The sequence below is a fragment of the Novosphingobium mississippiense genome, from assembly GCF_044029535.1.
Classification (GTDB): domain Bacteria; phylum Pseudomonadota; class Alphaproteobacteria; order Sphingomonadales; family Sphingomonadaceae; genus Novosphingobium.
Genome location: NZ_CP147003.1, coordinates 42,118 through 67,290, shown reverse-complemented (window position 1 = coordinate 67,290; position 25,173 = coordinate 42,118). Strand labels below are relative to the sequence as shown.

Annotated in this window: 24 protein-coding genes; 7 read left to right on the top strand and 17 right to left on the bottom strand. The window is 64.3% G+C overall.

What is annotated here, in order from left to right; all coding sequences use genetic code 11:
• Positions 1-38 precede the first annotated feature (38 nt).
• Complete coding sequence (locus WBP06_RS18825) at positions 39-569, top strand: TetR/AcrR family transcriptional regulator (protein WP_395336073.1); 531 nt, start codon at positions 39-41, stop codon at positions 567-569.
• 84 nt (positions 570-653) lie between these two features.
• Here WBP06_RS18825 and WBP06_RS18820 read toward each other — a convergent pair whose 3' ends face one another.
• From WBP06_RS18820 to WBP06_RS18750, 15 genes are all read right to left on the bottom strand, one after another.
• Positions 654-992: a UrcA family protein gene (locus tag WBP06_RS18820; protein WP_395336070.1), complete on the bottom strand. Its 339-nt coding sequence runs from the start codon at positions 990-992 to the stop codon at positions 654-656.
• A gap of 121 nt (positions 993-1,113) precedes the next feature.
• Positions 1,114-1,503: a hypothetical protein gene (locus WBP06_RS18815; RefSeq protein WP_395336068.1), complete on the bottom strand. Its 390-nt coding sequence runs from the start codon at positions 1,501-1,503 to the stop codon at positions 1,114-1,116.
• A 5-nt stretch (positions 1,504-1,508) separates the two neighbouring features.
• Complete coding sequence (locus tag WBP06_RS18810; RefSeq protein WP_395336066.1) at positions 1,509-1,664, bottom strand: hypothetical protein; 156 nt, start codon at positions 1,662-1,664, stop codon at positions 1,509-1,511.
• A 93-nt stretch (positions 1,665-1,757) separates the two neighbouring features.
• The gene (locus WBP06_RS18805) at positions 1,758-2,696 is read right to left on the bottom strand and encodes a LysR family transcriptional regulator (RefSeq protein ID WP_395336063.1); all 939 of its coding nucleotides are present in this window, start codon (positions 2,694-2,696) and stop codon (positions 1,758-1,760) included.
• A gap of 262 nt (positions 2,697-2,958) precedes the next feature.
• The gene (locus tag WBP06_RS18800; protein WP_395336061.1) at positions 2,959-3,885 is read right to left on the bottom strand and encodes a YncE family protein; all 927 of its coding nucleotides are present in this window, start codon (positions 3,883-3,885) and stop codon (positions 2,959-2,961) included.
• Between the two features lie 41 nt (positions 3,886-3,926).
• Positions 3,927-5,720, bottom strand: coding sequence for an allophanate hydrolase (gene atzF / locus WBP06_RS18795; RefSeq protein ID WP_395336059.1), 1,794 nt, complete (start codon positions 5,718-5,720; stop codon positions 3,927-3,929).
• Positions 5,717-9,313 (bottom strand): urea carboxylase, encoded by a 3,597-nt coding sequence (gene uca, locus WBP06_RS18790; protein WP_395336056.1) that lies wholly within the window; start codon positions 9,311-9,313, stop codon positions 5,717-5,719. The genes atzF and uca overlap by 4 nt, the downstream gene beginning before the upstream one ends.
• Positions 9,310-9,942: an urea amidolyase associated protein UAAP2 gene (locus WBP06_RS18785; RefSeq protein WP_395336054.1), complete on the bottom strand. Its 633-nt coding sequence runs from the start codon at positions 9,940-9,942 to the stop codon at positions 9,310-9,312. The genes uca and WBP06_RS18785 overlap by 4 nt, the downstream gene beginning before the upstream one ends.
• A gap of 17 nt (positions 9,943-9,959) precedes the next feature.
• Positions 9,960-10,784, bottom strand: coding sequence for an urea amidolyase associated protein UAAP1 (locus WBP06_RS18780; protein WP_395336052.1), 825 nt, complete (start codon positions 10,782-10,784; stop codon positions 9,960-9,962).
• The gene (locus WBP06_RS18775; RefSeq protein ID WP_395336050.1) at positions 10,784-11,260 is read right to left on the bottom strand and encodes a CopG family ribbon-helix-helix protein; all 477 of its coding nucleotides are present in this window, start codon (positions 11,258-11,260) and stop codon (positions 10,784-10,786) included. The genes WBP06_RS18780 and WBP06_RS18775 overlap by 1 nt, the downstream gene beginning before the upstream one ends.
• A gap of 23 nt (positions 11,261-11,283) precedes the next feature.
• Positions 11,284-12,054: an ATP-binding cassette domain-containing protein gene (locus WBP06_RS18770; protein ID WP_395336048.1), complete on the bottom strand. Its 771-nt coding sequence runs from the start codon at positions 12,052-12,054 to the stop codon at positions 11,284-11,286.
• Positions 12,051-12,866, bottom strand: a complete 816-nt coding sequence (locus WBP06_RS18765; protein WP_395336046.1) for an ABC transporter permease — start codon at positions 12,864-12,866, stop codon at positions 12,051-12,053. The genes WBP06_RS18770 and WBP06_RS18765 overlap by 4 nt, the downstream gene beginning before the upstream one ends.
• A gap of 39 nt (positions 12,867-12,905) precedes the next feature.
• Positions 12,906-13,952, bottom strand: coding sequence for a putative urea ABC transporter substrate-binding protein (locus WBP06_RS18760; protein ID WP_395337516.1), 1,047 nt, complete (start codon positions 13,950-13,952; stop codon positions 12,906-12,908).
• Between the two features lie 150 nt (positions 13,953-14,102).
• On the bottom strand, positions 14,103-14,585 hold the full coding sequence (locus WBP06_RS18755) for a CopG family ribbon-helix-helix protein (protein WP_395337515.1): 483 nt from the start codon (positions 14,583-14,585) through the stop codon (positions 14,103-14,105).
• Positions 14,586-14,714: 129 nt separating this feature from the next.
• On the bottom strand, positions 14,715-14,903 hold the full coding sequence (locus tag WBP06_RS18750; protein WP_395336044.1) for a hypothetical protein: 189 nt from the start codon (positions 14,901-14,903) through the stop codon (positions 14,715-14,717).
• Between the two features lie 152 nt (positions 14,904-15,055).
• Between WBP06_RS18750 and WBP06_RS18745 the strand changes: the two genes are divergently transcribed.
• Entirely contained in the window at positions 15,056-16,057 is a 1,002-nt protein-coding gene (locus WBP06_RS18745) for a sterol desaturase family protein (protein WP_395336042.1), read from the top strand.
• A 191-nt stretch (positions 16,058-16,248) separates the two neighbouring features.
• Positions 16,249-18,684, top strand: coding sequence for a TonB-dependent receptor (locus tag WBP06_RS18740; protein WP_395336040.1), 2,436 nt, complete (start codon positions 16,249-16,251; stop codon positions 18,682-18,684).
• Positions 18,685-18,778: 94 nt separating this feature from the next.
• Here the strand turns inward: WBP06_RS18740 and WBP06_RS18735 are convergent, their stop codons facing one another.
• Complete coding sequence (locus tag WBP06_RS18735) at positions 18,779-20,341, bottom strand: sulfotransferase (protein WP_395337514.1); 1,563 nt, start codon at positions 20,339-20,341, stop codon at positions 18,779-18,781.
• A gap of 197 nt (positions 20,342-20,538) precedes the next feature.
• Positions 20,539-20,814, bottom strand: a complete 276-nt coding sequence (locus WBP06_RS18730) for a hypothetical protein (protein WP_395336038.1) — start codon at positions 20,812-20,814, stop codon at positions 20,539-20,541.
• Here WBP06_RS18730 and WBP06_RS18725 point away from each other — a divergent pair.
• The 4 genes from WBP06_RS18725 to WBP06_RS18710 all read left to right on the top strand — a co-directional run bounded on the left by WBP06_RS18725 (position 20,813) and on the right by WBP06_RS18710 (position 24,993).
• Positions 20,813-20,995 (top strand): hypothetical protein, encoded by a 183-nt coding sequence (locus WBP06_RS18725; RefSeq protein ID WP_395336036.1) that lies wholly within the window; start codon positions 20,813-20,815, stop codon positions 20,993-20,995. The genes WBP06_RS18730 and WBP06_RS18725 overlap by 2 nt on opposite strands.
• Before the next feature lie 283 nt (positions 20,996-21,278).
• Positions 21,279-22,457: an acyltransferase family protein gene (locus WBP06_RS18720; RefSeq protein WP_395336034.1), complete on the top strand. Its 1,179-nt coding sequence runs from the start codon at positions 21,279-21,281 to the stop codon at positions 22,455-22,457.
• 272 nt (positions 22,458-22,729) lie between these two features.
• Positions 22,730-24,343 (top strand): sensor histidine kinase, encoded by a 1,614-nt coding sequence (locus tag WBP06_RS18715; protein ID WP_395336032.1) that lies wholly within the window; start codon positions 22,730-22,732, stop codon positions 24,341-24,343.
• Complete coding sequence (locus tag WBP06_RS18710) at positions 24,343-24,993, top strand: response regulator (RefSeq protein WP_395336029.1); 651 nt, start codon at positions 24,343-24,345, stop codon at positions 24,991-24,993. The genes WBP06_RS18715 and WBP06_RS18710 overlap by 1 nt, the downstream gene beginning before the upstream one ends.
• The last annotated feature ends 180 nt before the right edge of the window (positions 24,994-25,173 follow it).

The following is a 25,173-nucleotide window of genomic DNA, read 5'->3' as shown; positions in this document are numbered from 1 at the left end:
TCATGGCAAGCATTGCGAAAGTAAGGCGCAGGGACCCGGTGAAGACCCGGGCGGAAATCCTGCAGGCCGCGGTGGAGGTGTTTGGGGAGCTTGGCTATGCGCAAGCGGGCCTGCGCGACATTGCAGCCAAGGCGGGCACTGCGTCTTCGCTGCCTGTCCGCTATTTCGGCACCAAGGCGGCGCTGTTCGAGGCTGCGCTGATCGAAACGATCCGCCAAAATTCGGTTTTCGCCTGGGACAAGGCCCGGTTCGGCGAGACGATGGCGCGGCTGATCCATGATCGCAGCAATGTGACGATCAGCGTGATGCTGATTCAGGCGCTGTCCGAACCGGAATCGCGCGCGGTGGCGGCGAAAGTCTGGCGAACGCATATGATCGCGCCGCTGGAAGAATGGTTGGGGCCGCCTGGCGCGCAGGCGCGGGCCAACAATCTCTTCGCGATGCTGACCGGGGTAACGTTGCAGGTCCATGGCCTGGCGTCCGGGCAGGCATCGCCCGAACAGATGCGATGGGTGGCGGAAACGCTGCAATCCATCGTCGACGCAGACTGTCCAGACGCGCAGGCCTGAAGGCCGGATCTGCAACGACCGGCTTACCGCAAGCATATCCACGGCCCGCCGATGCGGGCCATGAAATGCGTCAAACCTGAAAAATCAGCGTGCGCTGGCGAGTTGAACTTGCGGCGCGCGGGCCGCGTCAGCGGTGCGCGCTTCGATCCGTGCGCGAATGTCCGACTTCACGGCCGCCTGGCATTCCTGTGCCTTCTGCTCAACTGCGAGGTGCACGGTCGCCAACTGGTCGCCACAAACGGCACGGGCGGCCGCATCCATGCGAATGGCCAGACGCTGCTGCCCATCGGGGGTGGCAAGGTCGAGATCGTTGATCTGCATGACCACCTTGTCGCGCGCGAACGGGCTTTCGCTGGTGGTTGCAGATGCCGCAGTGGCAAAGGCGACGGTGACAGAGGCCAGGGCCACAAGTCCAATTTTCATCATCTTCTCCTGCACACAAACTCAAGCAGCCACTCTGCGGCGGCTGCCTTCGTCATAGCGTTCGGCAGGAGAACTTACAATCGATGCTTACGGCCCAAATGCGGTGGACCACCTGGCGTGCTTAGGGGCTGCGGATCTCCAACATGGCAAGATCGGTAACGTGGCCCAGCAGTCCGATCGGCAGGCGGGCCTGCACCGTGGCCTGCGTGCCCGTCTCCGGATCAAGCAGGGCGATATCTACCGCCCGCGCCAGCGGGGCGGACCAGGCGCGCACGGTGTCGACCGGCAGGCGGACCTTCCAGCCCTTCCCGCCCTCCACCGGCACCGCATGGCCATTGATGCGCACTTCGGAAGCGGCATGGTCACGATGGCCGGATATCAGCAGGCAGTTGCCCGCGCCGCAGGAAACCAGCCGGGTTTCCGGCTTCGAAGCCGCCATCGCGTTCGGCGCCACCCCGGCGGAGAAGGCCGCGAACCCCAGCGCCAATGCGGTGAACCGGCGGCGCGGCATGGCGGTCAGTTGAGGTCCGTTCGCGCGGAAGAGCCGTCCACGGCCTGCGCGCGCGCCTCGATCCCTTCGCGGATCGCCTTCAGCGCCAGTGCGCCGGCGGCCGAGACGCCCCTGGTCAGCCCGGTACGGCCCATGAATTGGAAGATCGCACTGGCGCCCATTCCCGTTTTCCCTCTTGTCCTGGCACCTTGAGAGTGCGCGGGGTCAGGTCATCGAGGCAGGGGCAAATTTGCGATGGAAGCCATAGATTGCAGTTATGCCCTGGACAGGGCGCGGATGCGGCGGAACACTTCGTCGATGAAAAGCTGGGTTGCAGTGTCGCGCGCCGTTTCCAGCCGCGCGAGCAGGAAAATGTCGTAGCTCGGCTCGAAACTGGGATGAAGCAGCGGCCATAGCCTGCCGCTCTCCACTTCCCCCCGCGCGGCGGATACCGGGAGAAAGCCGATGCCGACACCGCAGGCGATCAGGCGCCGGGCTTCATTGATATCCTCCGCCAGTCCGGTCGTGCGCGTGCCCAGCCGGTACCGGCGGCGCAAGTGGGTGATGGCCTCCACCTCATCCTCGCCAGTGAGCACGAAGGCCTCGTCCTTCAGTTCCTTCAGCTGGCTGACACGATAGCCGAACATCGGATGGCTGCGGGCGCAATAGAGCTGCTGCCGTTCCACGAAGAGCGGTTCGTAGAGAAGGCCGCCGCGCACGTTGCTGTCGTACCCGATCCCCACTTCCACTTCGCCGCGTTCCAGCGCGTCCAGCACCTGCCGCCAGGGCGAAACGCGAATCTCGATATGGATGTTGGGATTGCGCCGGTGAAAACTGGCAATCGCCTCGTCGAACTCGATGGAGAACACCGCCGAGACGATCTGGATGCGCACGATGCCTTCCACATGCCGCGTCGCCTGCGCGATCTGGTGCGGCATCATCCGGGCCGATTCCAGCATATCCTCGCACAGGGCCATCATTGCCTTGCCGGCAGCGGTCATCTCCACACCGCTGGCGGATCGGATCAGCAGCGCCGCGCCGACATGATCTTCCAGCCGCTTGAGCGCGGCGCTGATGCTGGGCTGCTGCTTGTTGAGCTGGCGCGCCGCCGCGCCGATTCCCCCGGCGCGAACGATGTCCACGAAGGTGCGCATCAGGTTCCAGTCGACCCGGCTGGCGAACTTCTGGTCGATCAGCGGCGTCCGGTCGTTCATCCCTGATGCGTCCCCTCATGCCGCCTGAAATCGGCGGTCTTCCTGATCGATAACCCATCTTCGACCGGGAGTCATAGATGGAAATTATGTGAGCCATTAAACAAAAGGGTCTGTCGCTATGCCCTGACGGTTTTACGCATATCTACACAGGTAATGAGAGGCACGAAGCCCTCGGGTCGCAACCGGACGGTCAAATAGAAAAGGGGGGCCAAACGCCCCCCTTTCCTTTAGAAACGCATTTCCCGCCTGCACAAATGCCCTCTTAGGGCTTGGCCATCAGCACGGCGGGCGGCCACCAGGTCAGCGTATGCTCGTCATGCGCGGTGGTCCACAGGCCATAGTCGGTGAAGCGCAGCGCGCCGCTGCCCGCCGCCTTGCCGACGCGCTCCTCGATCTTCAGGCCCTTTATCACCACGAAGACCTGATCGTCGGTCGTCCGCAGCCAGACCTTGTTGTGGCCAACGTCGATATCGCCCCACTTCAGGTTATCGCCCACCTTGACGCGGCCGGTGACCTTGCCGCTATCGGGATCGACGCGGGCGACCGTGCCGTCCGCCTGCTCCTGCACCCAGACCCCGCCCGCACCGGCGGCAAGGAAGCCGGGTTCCTTGCCCAGCGGCGTCTTGCCGACAACGGAATTGGTGGCCGGATCGATGCGCTGGAGCGTCTGTTGCGATGCGCTGACCGCCCACACCGATCCGAAGCCGAACGCCATGTACCACGTGCCGGGATCGACCGGGATGGAGGCGATCACGCTGTTGGTGGCCGGATCGACGCGGGAGACCACGCCCTTGGCATCGCTGGCAACCCAGATCGATCCGGCGCCGGCCACGACGTTCAACTCACCCTGCGGATTGGCAATGCCGGTAGGGATGGACGCGATCAGCTTCGACGTCGCGATGTCGATCCGGTTGAGCGTGCCTTCCTGGCAGTCCGCAACCCAAAGGGAACCATGCTCGATCGCCATCGCGCCGCAGGGGTGGGTCATGAGCACTTCGCCCAGCTTGCCGTCCCGCGACCAGTGCTCCACCTTGCCCTTGTTCGTGGCCCAGACGGTCAGCCCGTCTGCGGCCAGGAAGTCGGCAAAGCCCGGCACCGTCATGACCTTCTCGCCTTCGGCGAAGGCCATCGACGGCAGCATGGCGGCCGTCAAAGTGGCAGCCAGAACCATCCGTTTCAACGTGCGCATGTTTCCCCCCTTGGGATTTGCGTGAAGCGTGCTCTCGATCGTCAGGCGCGGCTGGCGATATAGGCGCGCCATCCGCCAAGGCCGGTAATGTCTTCGGCACCCGTCATCGCGCGCGGTTCGGCCACGAAGCCCTTGACGCTGCTGCCATCGGCCAGCGTCACCGTGCCGATGGCAAGCGGTGCAGGCACTTCTACCACGAAGCTGCCGAATTCGGCGACACCCAGTTCGTATACCTCGACCGCGATCGAACTGCCGTCTTCACTGTGCACCAGCGCCGGCTTGGGTGGCACGCTGTCGGCCATGGCATAGAGCTTGTAGCTGGGCGCGGTTTCATAGGCGCCCACGAACGTCGCCTCTCGCGACGTGAGCTGCCAGTGGAGGGGCATGTCCTTCAGGTGGGCGCCGACGACGGCGAGTTTCACTGTCTGCATTTTTCCCTCAAGATCGAGTGTTGGAAGCGATGGAAGATCGGCCGCGGAAAGGTACGCATTCGCGGTATCGAGCAGGGCACGGTCGCTGTCGGCCGGGCCGATCAGGGTGATCCCGAAGCCGGTGGCGTTCGCGCGGATCCCCGCCGGCACCGCCAGCGCGGCCATGTCCAGCAGGTTCACGAAATTGGTGTAGAAACCCAGGTTGCTGTTGAGCGCGACGGGCGCGGCCGCCAGTTCCGCCACGCGATAGGCCGTGCCGGTCGTGGGGAAGGCGAACATGTCGACCGAGGTCCACAACGTGTCCGCATGCCGCTTCAGATCGGCCAACCGGTAGATACCGTTGAACAGCGCCACCGCGCCAACATCCGCGCCGGGTTCGACGACGGTGCGAACCGTCGGATCGATGGCATCGGGATCGTTGGCCAGGATATCCGCCATGGCGGCGGTACGCTCGGCAACCCACGGGCCGCCATAGAGCAGCAGCGCCGCCTCCTGGAACGGGGCAAGGTCGATCTCCACGATCTCCCCCAGCGTCGCCAGCCTCTCCAGCGCGCGGTCGTAAAGAAATTCGGATTCGGCATCGCCGAACCAGTTGCGCTGGTCGCGGCGCGGCACGCCGATGCGCGCATGGCCGCGCGGCCGGTCCGCCAGTGGCTTCGAATAGGCATCGGCCGGATCGAAACCAGCCACCACCTGATCGACCAGCCGCGCGTCGGTGGTGTCATCGGTGAACACGGTAATGCAGTCGAGCGTGCGGCAGGCCGGAACAAGGCCGCGCGTGGACCAGCGGCCCTTGCTGGGCTTGAACCCGATCAGGTGGTTGAAGGCAGCCGGTACGCGGCCCGAACCGGCGGTATCGGTGCCCAGGGCAAAGGCGACCAGCCCCGCCGCCACGGCAACGGACGATCCCGAACTCGATCCGCCGCTGACATAGGCGAGGTTATAGGCATTGCGCGGTATGCCATAGGGGCTGCGCGTGCCGACCAGCCCGGTGGCGAACTGGTCGAGGTTGGTCTTGCCGACGCAAAGCGCGCCGGCTGCCGTCAATCGCTCGATCACATCGGACGAGGTTTCCGGTCTATAGGCGAAGGCCGGGCAGGCCGCCGTGGTCTCGAACCCGGCAACATCGATATTGTCCTTCACCGCGAAGGGCACTCCGGCCAGCGGCAGGTCCTCCCCGGCGGCCACGCGGGCATCGATGGCGCGGGCGGCGGCCAGCAGGTCTTCCCGCGTTGCCCGGCTGATCCAGATCTGCGGCTGGATCGCGTCATAGGCGATGACGCGGGCCAGCGTCTCTTCCGCCACCTCGACCGCAGTCGTCCGGCCATCGTTGACGGCGGCGGCGATTGCAGTGGCGCTGCGGCGGCCAAGGTCGGCCGCACTGCGGCGATCCAGCACGGTCATGCGTGCCTCCGCAGGGCCAGCATCGGCGCGCCGGGTTCCAGCGCCTGTCCTTCACGCATGTAGAGGGCCTCGATCGTGCCCCGGCCGGGGCTTTCCACTGGACATTCCATTTTCATGGCCTCGATAATGGCGATCCTGTCGCCTGCCTCCACCACGTCGCCAGGGGAGACCAGCAAGGTCGAAACGCTGCCGCCGTAGGGCGCTTCGACAAGGTCTGAACCGGCAGGAAGTTCGATGACATCGGCCGTCGGCACATCGCGCTCGTTCAGTTCGGCAACCTGATCGAACTCGCCCCGGCGCTGCCATTCGTCGCGCTCGGCATCGAAAGCGGCCTGCCGCGTTCGCTCGAATTCGGCGATTCCTTCCGCATTCTCGGCCAGGAAGGCGCGATAGTCGGCAAGGCGGAATTCCGATTCCTCGATCCGGATCGAGCGCCGGCCGGTCGGAAACTCGCGGCGCCAGTCGGCCAGTTCTTCGGCGCTTACCGGATAGAAGCGGATCTGGTCGAAGAAGCGCAGCAGCCAGGGTTTGCCATCGGTGAAGGCATCTGTTTGGCGGTAGGTGTTCCACACTTGGATGGTCCGGCCGAACAGCTGATACCCGCCCGGCCCCTCCATGCCATAGATGCACATGTAGGCCCCGCCGATGCCCACGACGTTGGGCGGCGTCCAGGTGCGCGCCGGGTTGTATTTCGTGGTAACGAGCCGGTGTCGGGGATCCACCGGCGTCGCCACCGGCGCGCCCAGATAGACATCGCCAAGACCCATGACGAGGTAGTTCGCCTCGAAGATCAGGTTCTCCACCGCGGCCTGATCGGTGAGGCCGTTGATGCGGCGGATGAACTCGATGTTGTCCGGGCACCACGGCGCATCGGCGCGGACGGTGGCCATGTACTTCTCGATCGTCTCGATGGTCGCCGGATCGCGCCAGCTGAGCGGCAGGTGGACGATGCGCGAGGGGATCGTGAAGTCCTCAAGATCGCCAAGTCGCTCTTCGGCCGCTTTCAGTGCCGTCAAGGCCGCGTTCTGGTCCATCGCAGCGCCATCGAAATGCAGCTGGAGCGAGCGAATGCCGGGCACGATGTCGATCACGCCGGGCAGAGCCAGCCGCTCCAGTTCGGTCATCAGCGCATGGACGCGGATGCGCAGTTCGATGTCGAGCACGATCGGCCCGTATTCAACCAGGATGTTGCGGTCGCCCTGCTGGCGATAGACGGTGCGCGGACGCCCCGGCCCCTCGGCAATCTCGCCAAGGATGGGGGACAGCGTTTCCACCGCCCGCGCAGGGGAAGCTTCCGGCGCGGTGCCGTTACCGACAAGCGCGCGCTGCATCGCTTCGGCCTCGGCCGCATCGGCAATGGTCACCGGCGCGAAGCGCAGTTTGTCACCGGGCGTCAGCTGGCCGATCTTCCAGCGATCCGCCGCGATCACCACGAAGGGGCAGACGAATCCGCCGAGCGAGGGGCCGTCCGGGCCCAGGATGATCGGCATGTCGCCGGTGAAGTCCACCGCGCCGATGGCATAGGGATTGTCGTGGATGTTGGAGGGGTGCAGCCCCGCCTCGCCACCGTCCGTACGCGCCCAACGGGGCTTGGGCCCGATCAGGCGGACGCCGGTGCGGTTGCTGTTGTAGTGCACCTTCCATTCGGCGGCGAGCACTGATTGCACGTCCTCGTCCGTGAAGAAGTCCGGCGCACCGTGCGGGCCATAGAGCACCCGCAAGGTCCATTCGGTGGAGATTTCCGGCAGGGCAGCGGTGGGAAGCGGGGCTTCGGTCGCCTCACCCGCCAAGTGCAGCGTGTCACCCGCCAACAGGCGGCGTGCGGCATGGCCGCCGAACTGGCCAAGTTCGAACGTGCTGCGGCTGCCCAGATAAGGCGCGATATCCAGCCCGCCGGCGAACAGGATATAGCCGCGCATACCGCCCGAAGAGGCTCGCGCCATCGACAGGGTCTGGCCGGCCGCAATGTCCAGCGGCACCCCGCGCGGGATCGCCACGCCGTCCAGCATCGCGCCGAAATCGGCACCCGTCACGCAGATCCGCGCCGGTGCGACGAAGGCCAAGGTTGGCCCGGTGACGGTCACTTCCAGACCGGCCGTGCCTTCCGGATTGCCGAGCAGGCGGTTGCCGAGACGGAACGACTGGTCGTCCATCGGACCCGAAGGCGGAACCCCCACGGCCCAGAAGTGCTGACGGCCCGGCCAGTCCTGTACGGTGGTCGCCGTGCCGCCGCTGACCACGCGGATCGAGCGCGGCTCGTACGCGATGCTGTCCAACACGCGGGTGGAAACTTCGCCGCTGACGAAGGCGGGCGTGCGGACAACCTCGCGCAGCCAGCGCAAGTTCGTCTCGATGCCATCGGCGCGGCTCTTGTCCAGCGCGGCCTGCGCAGCCTCGACCGCTTCCGCGCGGGTCGGCGCGTGGACGATCAGCTTCGCCAGCATCGGATCGTACCAGGCGCTGACCGTGCTGCCCGAAGCGCACCAGGTTTCCACGCGGATATCGTCCGGGAATTCCAGCGCGGTCAACGTGCCGGAAGTGGGGCGATAATCGAGCGAGGGGTCCTCCGCATAGAGGCGCATCTGCACCGAATGGCCCTGCGGCTTCGGCGTCTCACGGTCGAGGAAGCTGTAGTCGCCGGCCGCGCCGCGTACCATCCATTCGACCAGATCGATGCCCATGACCATCTCGGTCACGCCGTGCTCGACCTGCAGGCGCGTGTTCATCTCCAGGAAGAAGAATTCCGCGCGGTCGGCATCGTAGAGGTATTCGACCGTTCCTGCCGACCGATAGTTCGCCGCCTCGCCCAGACGGATGGCCGATGCGATCAGTTCGCTGCGCACCGCTTCCGGCAGCAGCGGCGCGGGCGCTTCCTCCACCACTTTCTGGTTGCGTCGCTGCAGCGAGCAATCGCGTTCGCCCAGCGCCATGACGCGGCCCTGCCCGTCGCCGAACAACTGCACCTCGATATGGCGGGCCCGGCGGATGTAGCGTTCCAGGAAGACTCCGGCATCGCCGAAATTGCTCATGCCCTGGCGCGCCACGGCTGCGAAGCCTTCACGCAAGTCCGCCTCGTTCTCGCAGACGCGCATGCCGATGCCGCCGCCGCCGGCCGTGGCCTTCAGCATGACCGGGAAACCGATCTCCTGCGCGGCCGCAACCGCCTCTTCCTCGTCGGTCAGCAGGTTGGTGCCGGGGGCCAGCGGCACCTTGTGCGCCGCCGCCAGCGCACGGGCGCTGTGCTTCAGGCCGAAGGTGCGGATATTGTCGGTGGTGGGGCCGATGAAGACGATGCCGGCAGCGGCACACGCCTCCGCAAACTCCACGTTTTCGGCCAGGAAGCCGTAGCCGGGATGGATCGCCCCTGCCCCGGTCTTGCGCGCGGCATCCAGGATCGCCGGGATGTTGAGGTAGCTGTCCGACGCCTTGGCCGGGCCGATCAGCACGGCCTCGTCGGCCAGGGATACATGGTCGGAGCCTTCGTCCGCCTCTGAATAGACCGCGACGGAGCGCAGGCCCATGCGTCGCAGCGTGCGGATGATGCGGGTGGCGATCGCGCCTCGGTTGGCGATCAGGACCGTGTCGAAGCTCATGCGGTGACAATCATCCGGACGGGGGTGGGGTTGAAACCGTTGCAGGGGTTGTTGACCTGCGGGCAGTTGGAGACGACGACGACGACGTCCATTTCCGCCCGCAGGTCCACAGTCAGGCCCGGCGCGGATATTCCGTCGACGATGCCCAGCGACCCGTCCGGCTCGACCGGTACGTTCATGAAGAAGTTGATGTTGGAGACGATATCGCGCTTGTTGCGTCCCTCGGTCAGGTTCGCCTCAAGGAAATTCTCCACGCAGGCGTGTTCGGCCTTGGTGTGGTGGCCATAACGCAGCGTGTTGGATTCGCACGAGCAGGCGCCGCCGATGGTGTCGTGATAGTCCACCGCGCTGGCGGCGATGGTCATCATCGGCCGTCCTTCGTTGGAACGCAGCACGGTGCCGGTGCGCAGGAACAGGTTGCCCTGCGCCGCCACGGTATCCTGCGCGCTGTAGCGTTCGGCATCGTCGGCAGCGGAATAGAGCAGGAAATCGACGGCCTGATTGCCTTCCAGATCGACGATGCGCAGCGTCTGGCCGGCCGCGATATGGTGCAGCCACGGCGCACGGGCGGGCACGATTTCGTCATGGATGACGGCACCGGCCAGGCCGGAGAGGTGAGTATCGGTCATAGTAGCCTGCCCCTCGTTCAGCGGCGGAAGTAGTCTTCGACGTTCTTGAAGGCGCGCAGCCCTTCCGGCGTGGCCGTGCGGACGGCGTCATCCTCGGCGGTGATGGGGCCGCGCCAGGCGGTCGCGCGCAGCGGCGTCACCGTCCATTCGGGTCGGGGATCAAGGACATGGGGGCAATTCGCGATCACCACGATCACATCCATCTCTGCGCGCATCACCACGCTGCGGCCCGGCACGAAGGGGCCAACCTCGGGCGTGATCGTGCCGTCAGGCTCGATATGCGTACCCTTGAACAGCGTGACGCAGGGATGCACGTCCCGGCGCCCCAGGCCATGCTTGGCCGCGCCCAACAGGAAACGATCACGACCATTGGGATGAGGACCGCTATTGCTGCCATCCCCATACCTGGCTGCATTGGTCATCGCATTGGATGTGCCGGCAAAGGTATCGTGCGTGCCGGCATCGTCTTCCAGAATGCTCAGCAACACACGGCCCATATCCGAAAGCAGCAGCTTGCCCGCGCCCAGATAGGCGTTCCACTGCACTTTCACGGTATCGGCCACGTTCAGCCGCTCGGTCGGCATTTCGGCGTTGAACACCAGCAGCGATGCGCAGGCGTCGCCCTTCAGGTCGATCAGCCGCAGCCGCGATCCGCGCGTCAGCCGGCGCGTGGCATAGCCGCCGGCGGCGATCGTCTCTTCCCACAGCAGGTCTTCGGCGCCCACATCGACCGGCAGGTCGTCCGCAACCGGCGGCAGCACCGGCATGGTTTCGATCACCGTACCTTCCATGCTGCGTGCATGGTCCCGCGCGGCCAGGGGATTGGCCAGAATCTCGGTCATCAGATGGCTCCGATCGGTTTGATGTTGCGGGCATCCTGCTCGTAGAGTGGCGGCAGGAGCGAGGTTGTGGTGACAAGGCCCAGCTGCTGCACCCCGCGCACCCGCCGAATGGCGTCGCACAGTTCCTTCAGCCGCACGGCCGGGCCCTGCACCAGCAGAACTTCCAGCGATTGATCGTCTTCCAGCACGACATGCTGGGAAGAGATCACTTCCTTCAAATAGTGCGCCTGCGTCTGCGAAAGCTGGTGGCGCACGCGGCCCCGTTCGCTTCGGTAGACCAGGGTAATCGTGCCGGCGAGCATCTCGTCCGGCCGTGTCAGCGATTCATGCTCTGCAAGAGCATGGCGGATCAGTTCGGCGATCAGCTGGGAACGGGACGGCAATCCGCGTTCCTCCACCATCGTGTCGAGCTGTCTGAAGAGGTCTGCCGGAAGGCTCATGCTGAGTCTTGCCAGGCTTGAGGAATCGGAGCCCATGCCCAGAGCCTCTCAGTTATTACCTATCTCGTCAATGGTAATACTTCGATTTTTTCTACGGTTTCCTCATTCCGCTCGCGCAGGGCCAGGTCGTAGACGACGGTGGCACCGAAACGATGCGGGGCGTGCGGATCGTGGCGGCGCTTGTCGAAAGCCAACACGCGGGTTCCCAGCGTGAAAGCCTCGCGAATGTCGTGCGTCACCATCACGATGGTCAGCGCATATTCGCTCCACAGGCGCCGTATCAGCAGATGCATGTCCGCCCGGATGCCGGGGTCCAGCGCGCCGAACGGCTCATCCAGCAGCAGGATACGCGGTCGTTTGACCAGGGCCTGCGCGATCGCCAGACGCTGCTGCATCCCGCCGGACATCTGCGCGGGGTAGAGGTGCATGCTGTCGCCCAGCCCCACCGCCTTCAGCATCCCGGCAGCCTCCTCTTCCGCCGCACGGCGTTTCGCGCCGAACAATCGGCCGGACAGCGGCGCCTGCGCGCATTCCATGCCGAGCACGACGTTGCGCAGCGCCGACAGGTGCGGAAATACCGAATAGCGCTGGAACACCACCCCGCGATCGGGGCCACATTCGGGTACGAGCGGCTCCCCATCGAGCGTTATTTTCCCGCGCATGGGGGCTTCCTGCCCCAGGATCAGGCGCAGGAAACTGCTCTTGCCCGCGCCCGAAGGCCCGACCACCGAGACGAAGGAATGGGCCTGAATGTCGAGGTCCAGCTTCTCGATGACGATCTTGTCGCCATATTCGACCCAGACGTCGCGAAGGCTCAGCAGCGCGCTCAATGGCTCTCTCCATGCGCCCAGGGGAACATTCGCCGGCTCAGGAATGCCAGTGCCACATCCATCACGATCGCCAGCAAGGCGATCCACGCGACGTAAGGCAGGATGACGTCCATCGAGAGGTAACGGCGAACCAGGAAGATGCGGTAACCAAGGCCAACGTCGGACGCGATCGCCTCTGCAGAGATCAGGAAGACCCACGCCGGACCGAGCGCCAGCCGCATGGCCTGCAGCAGGCGCGGCATGGCCTGCGGCAGCGCCACGCGGATCATCACCTGCCAGCTGCTGGCGCCCAAGGTCTGCGCCTTGACGATCTGCTCCCTTGGCAGCGCGGTGACATGCGCCGCGATGTCGCGGATCATCACCGGCGCAATGCCGATGACGATCAGCGCCACCTTGGCGGTCTCCCCCAACCCCAGCGCAATGAACAGGATCGGCAGCAGCGCGATCGGCGGAATGACGGCTATGCCGGTTACCAGCGGCCCGAACGTGGCCCGCACCGGTGGCAGCACGCCGAGGGCAAGGCCCACGACCAACGCCATCAGCGTGGAGATGCCAAGGCCGATGCCCAACCGTTCCAGGCTTGCCAGCGTGTCCGACCAGAACACCAGTTGCCCGGTCAACGGATCCGGCTGGGCTATCAGCGCGGACATGGCCTGCACCATCCCGGCGGGCAGCGGCAATATCTTGTCGGCTGGATTGGCGGCATGGCGGCTTGCCGCCAGCACCAGATAGACAAGGACCAGCAGCAGGATCGGCGCGGCGCCGAGCAGCAGACGATCGCTTCGCCGAACTTGACGATTCATCCAACGCATTGTCGTCATTTCACCTTGAGGAAGCGGTGTCGAAGCGGGTCAGAGCTTGCCGTCGGCTGCCATCTTCATGAAGCTGTCGTCGAAGCGCAGCGTCACGTGCTGCGGATCGCCGAGGGTCTTGCCGCCCGGGAAGGCCATGCCCACCGCGTCGGCCGAAGTGGCGCCCTTGAACAGCCCCTTGGAGAAGCTGAAGTCGCGCACGCGGGTCATCGTGGTGATCAGCGCGGGCGAATCCGTTGCCGCCACGGCCGCCTTGGGATCCGAATAGAGGTAGGTGGTGGTCAACTGCCCGTCGAACGCTTCGGGCGTCGATCCAGCCAGCTTCGCCATGGCCGCACGGGCCGCCTTGCCCTCGGCATCCTGACGCTTCATCAGCGCCACCGTTTCGTACCAGATGCCCGCCAGCGCCTTGCCCAGCTTCGGATTGGCCTTCAGCGTGGCGGTATCGACTGCCAGAAGGTCGAGAATTTCGCCCGGAATATTGGCGGAGCTGAACACTTCCTTCGCGCCCGGCTGCGCCTTCATCACCGAAAGCTGCGGGTTCCAGGCGACGGCCGCGGTAACATCGGGGCTGGCGAAGGCACCGACGATGTCCGCATCAGTGGTGTTGATGGTCTTGACGTCGGTAAGCGACATCCCTGCCGAGCTGAGCCCCCGTGCGAGCAGGTAGTGCGACACCGAAAGCTCGACCAGGTTGATCTGCTTGCCCTTCAGCGACTTCAGATCGCCGCCGCCCTTCAGCATGATACCGTCGTTGCCGTTGGAATAGTCGCCGACGATGATGGCGCTGGTGTCCTTACCGCCGGCGGCGGGGATTGTCAGGGCATCCATGTTGGCCAAGGTCACGCCGTCCAGCTTGCCGGCAGTGTACTGGTTCACCGATTCGACGTAGTCGTTCACCTGGACGATATTGATCTTGAGGCCGTACTTGTCCGCCCATTTCTTCACGATGCCGGCCTGCTGCGCATAGGGCCACGGCATCCAGCCGGCGTAGATCGACCATCCAATATTGAATTCGGTCCGCGGCTTCGCCGCGTCGCTCGAATTCTGGGAGCAGGCGGTTGTTGCAAGCAACCCCGCAAGCATTGCGATCTTGGCTAGCCTACGCATCGGTGCAATCATGAATCGGACCCCTTTCGCAATGCAGCATTGCCGCGTTTGAAAGGGTTGTCCATCACAAAATATTACGCAACGGAGACTCTGTAATACTGAGGCGCAAAATCCCCGCTCGCTCGGTCAGGCAGCGGGCTCTTTTGCCGGGCTCTTGCGCGGCCGGGCAGTTCCATCCGACTTCCCGATTGCGGCGGCCCCCTCCTGCTCATGCAGCGGCGGCAGCAGGGCGGTGGTGGTGACCAGCTGCAGTTGATGCACGCCGCGAATCGCGCGCAAGGCGTCGCACAACTCGTTCAGGCGCGCGGCCGGCCCCTGCACCAGCAGCACTTCCATCGACTGGTCATCCTCAAGGAAGACGTGCTGAGAGGAGATGACTTCCTTCAGGTATTCCGCCTGGCTTTCCGCCAACTGGTGGCGCACGCGCCCGCGATCGCCGCGATAGACCAGCGTGATCGTGCCCGCCAACATCTCCTCCGGCCGGGTCACCGCTTCATGCTCTGCCAGCGCGTGACGGATCAGTTCGGCGATCAGTTGCGAGCGCGAAGGCAGGCCGCGTTCTTCCACCATCATGTCCAGCTGGCGGAACAGGTCGGCCGGCAGGCTCATGCTGAGCCGGGCAAGGCTGGCGGGGTCGGTGCTCAAGCGGCAATCCTCTCAATCGACATCACGGCAACGCGGCGGGCGCGCGGCAAATCCGGGCGGGACGCAACGGCGGTCCGCCCCCTTGCCCCTATATCAGGCTTTCCGCCGATGCCAGTTGCTGTTTCCCGCCAGACCAACGTTCGTTGCGGCCCGAATCAGCGGTTTCCCTGCAATTCCGACCGGGTGGGCGCGCTCCCCGCCGCGATCCCAACCCTTTGCATCGCCGCAGGACGTGTGCGGCGCCACGCGATAAAACCGCGGAAATTTCGTCGTTTCGATCATTTCGCCTTTGCCGCGAACCGTCCGAAAATAATACTCTTGACGGGAAAAGTAATATCCATACCGTGTATCCAGTCGCCGATGAGAGCGAAAGCAAGCGGGAGAGAGAGACTGTAGCACTGGGCCGGATTTCCGGCCTTGATGGGGGATTTTCGATGGAGCAGTTGCCGACCAGCAATGCAGTCCTTTCGGGCGACGGGCGATCCGGCATCGCTTTTGCCGAAACGAATGCGCCATCCGCTTCCCCGTATGTCTCTCCCGCAGCCGATGGGGTGGATATCCGCGCCGGCCTGAAAAACACCATTTTCAACTTCATCCCGCCGGCCATGATCGTCGCGGTCGTGCTGTTCTGGGCCTATGGCCCCCGGTCGTGGATCGAAAGCCCGTGGTCGATCGTGGTTACCTCCGCAGTAATCAGCCTCTTCGTGCAGGGCCTGGAATACGTCAACGAACGCCATGCCGGCTGGCGCCTCAACGGGCGTGAGTTGGCGACGGACCTGTTCTACGTGATCCTGGGCGCCACCGCGATCGCCTGGTGCACCACCAAGCTGGCGGACGATCCGCTGCGGTCCATGAAGCAATCGCTGGGCATCACCACCGATTGGGCGATGCACCTGCCGTTCGTCGCGCAAGTCGCGCTGGTGGTGTTCCTGATCGAATTCGGCCAGTACTGGATGCATCGCGCGATGCACAACTGGACGCCGCTGTGGCTGACGCACGCGCCGCACCACCACATCACCCAGTTGAACGCGATGAAGGGCTATGTCGGCAACCCGATCGAACTGTTCCTGATCAGCCTGAGTGTCGTGGCGCTGTTCGATCTGCCCGATGCGGCGGTATTCTGCGCGCTGAACGTGCTGAACGTGATCTCCACTTTCGCCCATGCCAATGTGCGGTCGGATCCACCGAAGTTCTATTCGCTGTTCTTCACGACGATCCAGAACCACAGCCTGCACCATTCGGTGGGCTATGAAGAAACACGCTGCAATTACGCCAATTCGTTGATCCTGATCGATCGCGTGTTCGGCACCTACCGCGACGGCGAATCCGCCGTGGTCGGCCAGGACGAGCGCAAGCGACTGTCGATCCCGCAGCAATTCCTGTTTCCGTTCCAACCCGTATTCGCACGGTTCAGAACAAAACCCGCGACCAGTTGAACCGCACCAAAACCCAATAATAACAAGCATACCTCGACCGTCATTCGACCACGTCGAGACCCAGAGGCGCGCCGACACAACATCCGCAAAGCGATGGCCGGCCCGCCAATTCCAACAAAAAGCAACGGCCATAGAGTTCTGGCAGGAGCAGGCCACGGCGCAACGACAACGACCAGATAACAGGGAAGCCTATGTCACATCGCGCAAAAATGAGGGCGGCGCTTCTGTCCGCGACCGTATTCACGACCATGACGCTCGCCGTACCGGCATTAGCCCAGAGTTCCGCGGACCAGACTGCTGCCCCGCAGGACTCGGCCGCCACTGAACAGGGCGGCGCCATCATCGTCACCGGCACCCGCCGCAGCACCACGATCATGGATACGCCGATCAACATTTCGGCGATCGGTTCGGAAGAGCTCGCCCGCCAGCGTATCAACGACGTGCGCGATCTTGCCGATTTCACCCCCGGCATGACGATTTCGGACACCGGCCCCGGATCGACCGGATCGATCGTGCTGCGCGGCCTGAATGCCTCCGACGTCGGCTCCGACGGCGCCAACTACGACGATTCACTGGGCGTCTATCTGGGTGAAGTCCCGCTTTATTACGACTTCAAGCTGCTCGACATCCAGCGCGTGGAAACGCTGCTTGGCCCGCAAGGGACGCTGTACGGCCTGGGCACCCTGGCCGGTGCGATCCGCTACATCCCCAACCGCCCCGATGTCTCGAACTTCGAAGGCCAGGTGCACGGCCGCTTCTACGACAAGGCCCACGCCAGCGATCCCGGCTATCAGCTGGACGGGATGATCAACATCCCGATCGTGAAGGACCACATCGCCTTCCGCTCATCGACCGGGTACTACTATGACCCGGGCTTCATCGACTATCCGCTGATCCTGCAGCAGCCCGGCGTTTCGCTGCCCCAGCCCAGCGGCACCACCGGTGTCACCCCCGAAGACTACCGCGAGAACCTGACCAGCCGCCGCGACCTGAATTTCGAGCGGACATTCACCACCCGCAACCAGTTGCTGCTGCAGGCCAGCGAAGACCTGAAGGCGATCTTCACGTATGCGTTCCAGCGCACGCGGTCTGACGGTGCGCAGTCGAACAGCGCGGGTGTACTCGGCACCGGCAAGTACGAAAACGCCAGCCGCTACAAGGAGCCGACCAACCGCCGCGCGCACCTGGCCAGCATGGAGATCAACGCGAACATCGCGGACATCGCCGACCTGGTCTCGACCACGGCCTACACCAACGTCCGCGTGAAGAGCCAGAGCGACAACACCGACCTGCTGCTCGATCTGGACTACGATTACGAACTGTTCCCGGCCTTTTCCAGCTGGAACGAATCCGACAACAGCCGCAAGCAGTTCAACCAGGAAATCCGCCTGGTTTCGCGCCATGGCGGGCCGTTCAACTGGGTGCTCGGCGGGTTCTACAACCAGCAGAAGATGCACAACGATTATGCCGAACATGTGCCCGGCCTGTCCGACTTCTACGGCGTCACCGGCAATCCGGACGATCTTGAATACGTCAGCTACACCAAGTCGAAAGTCACCGAAAAGGCGATCTTCGGCGAAGGCACCTTCCACATCACCCCGAAATGGCAGGTGACGGGCGGCGCGCGCTATTTCAAATACACCTCTGACATCCAGGGCGCGCTGGTGCTGCCGCTGCTGGGCGATCCGCTCAGCCCCTATGACGTCGATCCGGCGGGCGGCCACGCGAAACAGGACGGCTGGGTGTGGAAGTTCAACACATCCTACAACTTCACCCCGGACTTCATGCTCTACGGCACCTACAGCAAGGGCTATCGCATCGGCGGACCGAACAGGGTTGCCCCGTGCCCCGATCCGGTGCCGGCCAACCAGCAGAATGCCTGCGCGCTGCCGAATGAACTTCAGTATGGACCGGACAAGACCCGCAACGCCGAAATCGGCATGCGCATGCAGCTGTTCGATCGCAAGCTGAGCTTCAATTTCGACGTGTTCCACATCAAGTGGGACGGCATCCAGGTCGATTCCGCCACGCTCTACGGCGCCACCGGCATCACCGTGAACGGCGGCTCCGCCAAGTCGCAGGGCTTCGAAACCTCGTTCCAGCTCCGGCCCGTGCCGCAACTGGCGATCCAGGGCACCTATTCCTACACCGATGCCAAGCTGACCGAGGACATTCCGGGCATCATCACCATTCGTACGACGCCGAACGACTATGACGCGCGGCCGAAGTTCACGCAGCTTGACGCGCTTTCGGGCGATCGCCTGCCGGGTTCCGCAAAGAATTCGGGCAGCCTGGGCGCCACCTACACCGCACCGATGAAGGACGGCAGCCTGATCGCCAACTGGACGGCGACCTATCGCGGCAACGTGGTCTCCCGCCTGGGCTGGGATCGCGGATATGGCGACAAGATCCCGAGCTACGTGCTGCACCGCGCCTCGCTGACCTATGAGACCGACAAGTACAGCGTCAGCCTGTTCGCCAACAATATCTTCGACAAGTACGCCGTGGTCTCGGTCGGTTCGGACCGCTCGCGCATCGGCGTCAACGACGGTGTCGTCGTGCGCTACTACCGCCAGACCGTGCTCAATCCCCGCACGATCGGCATCGAGGCCAGCATCAAGTACTGATGTTCGTCTGAAACGATTGAGGCGCTTTCCCCAAAAACCGGGAAAGCGCCTCAATTTCATGGGACTGAACCGGTCGTTAGGTCAGAATAAATCGCTATTCGACCGCGATCCCCTGCGCGTGCAGCCACGCGCGCGCCGGTTCGAGCGCGGCCGCGTGCGCGCGCCATTTTCCCAGCCCATCGGCATTGATCGGTCGGCGCACCTGCGCTGCGCTGGGCGTGGCGACCGCGGCGGCGTTCTCGTGGAAGGACAGGCACGCATCGTTCCATTCAAGGCCGCAATAATCCACCAGCCGCCGCGCCTGCCCTTCGAAATCGGCGACCAGCGCTTCGTAGGACAAGTGCAGCACTCGCCCCGGCCACAGACGCTGCCAAAGCGCCATGAGCCCATCGAAACGGGCGAAATACCGTGCCGTGTCCATCAGGTCGTAGGAATAGGCGTAGTAGGCGGACTGGCTGGCGAACAGGTTCTTGTAGTTGCTCCAGATCGTATCCATCGGATGGCGCCGCAGGCAAACGATCCGGGCCCGGGGGAACGCCCGCAGGATATGCCCGATATAGAGGAAATTGGCCGGCAGCTTGTCCGTGAAGCGCGGCTTTTCCGTGCGGCGATGATGGGCGGCGCGCGCCAGGTAGGCTTCGGCCACGGCGGCAGGATCAAGCTTGCCACTCGCCGCAACGGTTTCCGGGTCGATGATCCGTCGCGACGATGTTCCGGACAATTGCTTGATCGCCAATGGCATGGCCTGAAGTTCGCCAGCAGCCTCCACATCCGGGTGCGACGACAGGATGCGGTCGACCAGCGTCGTTCCCGTGCGCGGCATCCCGACCACGAAGATGGGGGCTTCCCCGACAGTGCTTCCTGAACCACCATCCAGAACACCGCCAAACAACGCCTCTATCGCATCGAAGATCGCGCGGTCCTGCCCGAAGTCATACCCCAGCGCGCGCTTCTGCTGGGCGTTCGCGACGGACAGATGCTGGTAGGATCCGGCTGTATCGCCAATGTCCTCCATTTCCTTCGCCAGGGCATAGCGGATGCGCAGCGTATGGTCCGGATCGCTGGTGACGGCCAGCGCGCCTTCCAGGCGAGGCACATGGTTCTTCTGAGCCGTCTGGCGCGACAGGATTGCCATTGCATAGTGCACGCGCCCATTGCCCGGATCAGCGGCCAGGATCGTTTCGTAGTGCCGGCGCGCCTCTTCCACCCGGCCGGTAAAGCCGCTGGCGGCGGCCAGATTGTAGCGATACTCGGCATTGTGCGGCTCTGCCGTCACCGCTGCCGCGAATGGCGCGATCGCGGCTTCGTGATCGCCCAGCCGGGTCAGCACGCAGCCGATGGTATCCAGCGTCAGCGCATCGTCTGGCGAGAGGGCCAATGCCGCCCGCGCCGCTTCACCCGCCTCGCCCTCGCGCCGTAGCAGTACCAACAGCCTGGCCAGTTGAGCCAGATGCTCCGGATCGGGTCCCCGCTCTACCGCCGCCTTGATCAAGGGGATAGCCTGCGCCAATTGCCGCGCCTCCGCAGCGGCCATGCCCAGCAGGAAAAAGCCTTCGGGCCGTTCCGGACTCGCCTGAACCAGCGCCTTCGCGGCGACGGCAGCGGCGGGCAAGTCTCCGCGCAGCAAGGCAGCCCGTGCTTCCGCCTCCAGCGTCATGCGCGCCGCATTCGCCCGGCCGTTGAGATGGAATTGAATATCGACAGGATCATTCCGCCCGAGCATGCCCCAAGGCGCTGCCGCCTTCCTTGAGCATCGAGCCTAACCACTCGATCCGTTCATGGCAATTGCCGCATGGGCACCTAAACCGCCCTTCGTTACCCGTGCACTCGTGTCCGCGCGAAAGCCGATCCGGTTCAATTCACCGCATGGATCGCTGGCGTGTCCGAGCGCTGCACCGGGGCTTCCGCATTTTCTCGTCCGTGGGCGGAAGCCACGATCGCATCGTGTTCGGCAAAGACGCGCTCGATCTCCGCCCGCTTGTCGAAGATCATCCGCGCGACGCCCGCCGTCATGCCACCTTCATCCCCAACGCGCCCCAACACGCCGGCAAGGTCTTCAAGCGTGGCTTTCTCGGCGCTGCCATGAAGGCCGCCCTTCGAATCCCGATAGGCGATGCATTCGTTTGCCATGCGCAATCTCCTTACTTGCCTTCCTGAAAATGCGCGGGCGGCCTTCGGGTTGCAATTGCGCTATCGAGGTAGGGGAGAAGACCGATTGACCGACTTTTATCTGGCAACTGCGATCCATCCGGACGACTTCACGCTCTGGGATTCGTTCACCCGCGACGACAACCCACTGTATAAAGGCTGATATTCTTGACCGTATTCGGAGAACATCGTCCCAAATATTACTTATTTCATCGACCACCAAGAACGCACCTCTGACGCAAAACCTGCACCGCGCGCCGACTTTTCCACACCTATTCTGATCCCACCGCCGTTCGCAAGAAAGAGGCCCGCCATTTCCAGCCTCGACATGCCCGCAGTACTCGGCCCCTATTTGCCACCATTGCCGCTTGGTGCCGCGCCCGTACTATTCCGGTGGGTCCCACCCCCGAAGGTGGCCGCTTCCCCGTGCCGCGGAGTGAGGATGCATGACGACGATGCGCCAGCGCGATGCCGTTGCCAACGGACCGCAGGACATGCTCGACGGGTTGCAAGCGCTGCGCGGCATTGCCGCCGTGATGGTGGTGATCGATCACGCCATGCTGGCCGTAATCCCTTACGATCCGCATTTCGCTCCATTGGGCGACTTCGCGGGGACGATCGGGAAGATGGGGGTGAACCTGTTCTTCGTGATCAGCGGCTTCATCATGATGTACACGACGGAACCGACCCGAACCTATGCCCCCTCGCACAGGTTCAGCGATTTCGCCTGGAAGCGGCTGACCCGGCTGGTGCCGCTCTATTGGCTGGCCACGCTGTTGACGATCGCCGTCGGTGCGATCGAAGGGTTTCACTACACCAGCGGCCATATCCTCACATCCTTCACGTTCCTGCCGAACTTCGAAGATGCGGTGGACCCGCGCATGACGCCGATCGTCGGCGTCGGCTGGACGATCACGTACGAAATGCTGTTCTACAGCCTGTTCGCGCTGTGCCTGCTGTTCCCCCGGCAGATCGGGCCGGCAGCGTGCATGGCGATCATCGTCGGCATGGTCGTCTGCGGGGCCGTCGCCGCCGGGCATGTGCAGGACCCGGAACTGCGCCGGATCGTCGCATTCTATTCCTACAAGAACATGCTGTTCTTTACCGTTGGCATCGCGATCGCCATCGGCTTTCGCCGAATGCCGCAAGTGGCCGGCCCCATCGCGATCGGCGGATCGCTGACACTGATGGTGGCAGCGCTGACGTCCTATTGGGAATTCAGGCTGCAGAACGGGGGGCTGGTCTGGCAGGTAGTCTCGTTCCTGACCTGCACCTGCGTGGGCCTGCTGGCGGCGGGCAACGCGCGGCGCAGCGACATCCCGGCGCGGCGCCTGTTGCTTCACATCGGCAATGCCTCTTTCAGCACATACCTGTTCCACGCCCCGATCCTGCATTTCCTGGCCAGCCTGTCCGCGCCATGGCTGGTCAGGGGGTATGGGAGCGCCTTCATCATCGTGGCGGCGCTCCCCTGCCTGGTGGCCGGATCGCTGATCCACACCGGGATAGAGCTTCCGATTACCCGTGCCGTCAGGTCCATCCGCCGCAGGCATCGCAGCGCGCGCGTCCCGGTCGGGCGGGATTTTCCCCAGCCGCAGGCCACCGCCGCAATCGAAGCGCCGCGCTGAGCGGCAGTCGATTTGGTATTAAGCCCATTCCTCCCTTGCCCTGTGCCGCGTCCGACGCGCAGCCTTGCGCCATCGAGGCTGAACGGGCGGGGCAGGACCTGGGCATTCACGCGGCCGGAGCGCGGGAATTCGGGCGGCCATGGTTCGCATCCAGCCGGCATTCTGGACCCGCGATCTTGATGTCGAAGGCACGATCCGCTGCTTGGCCGCCGTTCTGGCCGCTCTCGAGGCCCGCCCCTCGCTCCGGACCGAGATTCACCGGACGCCCGACATTGCCGAACCGCATCAGCCAGGCCGATCCCGAAATGCTGATCGCCGCGGCACGGCTGCTGGCCTCAAGCCTGTCGCTCGTCGCCGTCTATCTCGATCCCACCACCCCGCGGGCCAACGTGACCGAGACCTACGGTGTGCTGGGCGGCTACGTCCTTGTCAGCATTGTCTTTCTGGTGGTTCCCGCACCGCCGCGCTGGCGCGAAACCTCCCGCATCGTGCAGACCGGCATCGACATCGTCACACTGGGCGTGCTGGCCCACTATTCGGACGATCTGCAGAGCCCGTTCTTCGTCTTCTTCACTTTCGCCCTGATCAGCGCGACGATGCGCTGGGGCTGGCGCGGGGTGCTGGCAACCGCCATCCTGCTGCAGTTGCTGCTTGTGGCCGTTACCATTTCCGATATCCGCGAAGGCAGCGACTGGGCGATGAACGTCCTGCTCATGCGCTTCGTCTATGCCTGGGTGGCCGCCCTCATGCTGGGATTTTTCGGCGGCTATCGCGCCCGTAACGAGCGGCGCCTGCAGGAACTGGCGGCGTGGCCGATCCACGTCATGCCCGATGACGACCGGCCGTGGCTTGCCGAAGCCTTGCAACATGCCGCCAGAGTGCTGGGCACCGATCGCATCGCGGTGGTCTGGCAGGATGAGGAAGACGGGCGGCCGACGATCGCATTCTGGACCGGCAGCCGTTGCGAATTCATCGACCGGGTGGCCTTCGCGATTCCGCTGTCCGATATCAAGGCCATGGCGGCGGCCGACCCCCACGGCATGTTGGGATGGCTGGGTTCCCAAGCCGACAACGCGGCCTGGACCGATCTGCTGGGCGCGGCGCGGCAATCGCTGCACCTGGCCGAGTTCCAGGGCATTCGCTACCACGGCTTGGTAATCGTCATCGACCCCGCGTTTCGCGAGGAGAACGTGGAGGCGTTCACCCGCATCATCGGCGCCCGGATCGCACTGGCGCTGGAGCAATTCTCGATAGCGGCCAGCCTGGTCGCCAGCGCCAGCCTGAAGGAACGCGTGCGCGTGATGCGCGACGTGCACGACAGCCTGCTGCAGGATCTGACGGCGGCACTGTGGCAGATCGATTCCACCGTATCCAGATTGCCGCCGGACGCGCAGGCGACGATGCAACGGGTCCGCAAGCTGCTGCGACAACAGCACGCGCGCCTGCGCACGCTAGTCAACGGCGCCCGCGCCAACCCGGTCGAGCCCGGTTCGCTGAAGCGCCAGTTGCTGACGCTGGCCGAACCGCTGGCGTCGCAATGGGCGTGCCGGCTGGACGTATCCGTCGAACCCGAAGGCCTGCAGGTTAGTGACGAGACTGCCGCCGAACTGTGCCTGGCCCTGTCGGAAGCGACCGCCAACGCCGTACGCCACGGATCGGCCGGCGCATTGCGGGTCGACGTCAGCACCCGCCATGGCGACCTTCATGTGGAGATCGAAGATGACGGCTGCGGCCTGGAAGGACGCGCGGCCTTGCCCCAGTCGCTCTGCGAGCGGATGGCGGACCTTGGCGGCGCGCTTGCCGCCACCGACAGTCCGCGCGGCTATCGCCTGCATCTGACGTTACCGGTAGGAGCGGGGACGGGGTCGGGGGAGGCGGACGGCTGATGGTCGATATTGTCGTCTGCGACGATCATCACCTGATCCTGAGCGGGATACAGACCCTGCTCAGCGACGATGCGGACCTGAACGTGGTTGCCACCGCGCGCGATGGCGAAACGGCCCTGCGCCACATCCAGCACCATCGGCCCGACATCGCGCTGGTGGACGTCAGCATGCCCGGGCTGGACGGGCTGGGGGTGCTGGCGCGGATCAACCAGCATGGCTGGCCCGTCCGGGTCGTGCTGCTGAGCGCGACGATTTCCGACAGCCAGATAGTGGAAGCCATCGCCGGCGGCGTGGCCGGCATCGTCCTCAAGGACATGGCCTCCACCACCCTGATCGAATGCCTTCGGAAAGTCGCCCGCGGTGGCCGTTGGCTGCCCCAGCATCTGGTTGCCTCGGCAGTCAGCCGCCGCCGGGTGGAAGAGCGTGAGATTTCTCCGTTCGACAGCCTGACGCGGCGCGAATGGGAAGTCACCCGTTTGCTGGCCGAAGGCAAGGCCAATCGCGACATTGCCGCCGAACTGGCGATCAGCCCGGGTACCGTGAAGATCCACCTGCACAGCATCTATTCGAAACTGGGTGCGGACAACCGCACGGCCGTTGCCCTGATGGTCGCGCGGCATGGCAGCGCCGGCTCGTCTTCCGACGGCTGAGACCACGTTTCGTATGCTCAAACGAGACCGGATTACTCTAGAGAGCTATATCCCCCGATAGATGACCGGCCAGGCGCAAGAGTATATTAACCATTGCACGTTCCGGCGTTCACGCGGCGGAACCGTCTCGCTCAAGTGGCACAGGGATACGGCGATGGACGACCAAGGCCCCGATCTGTT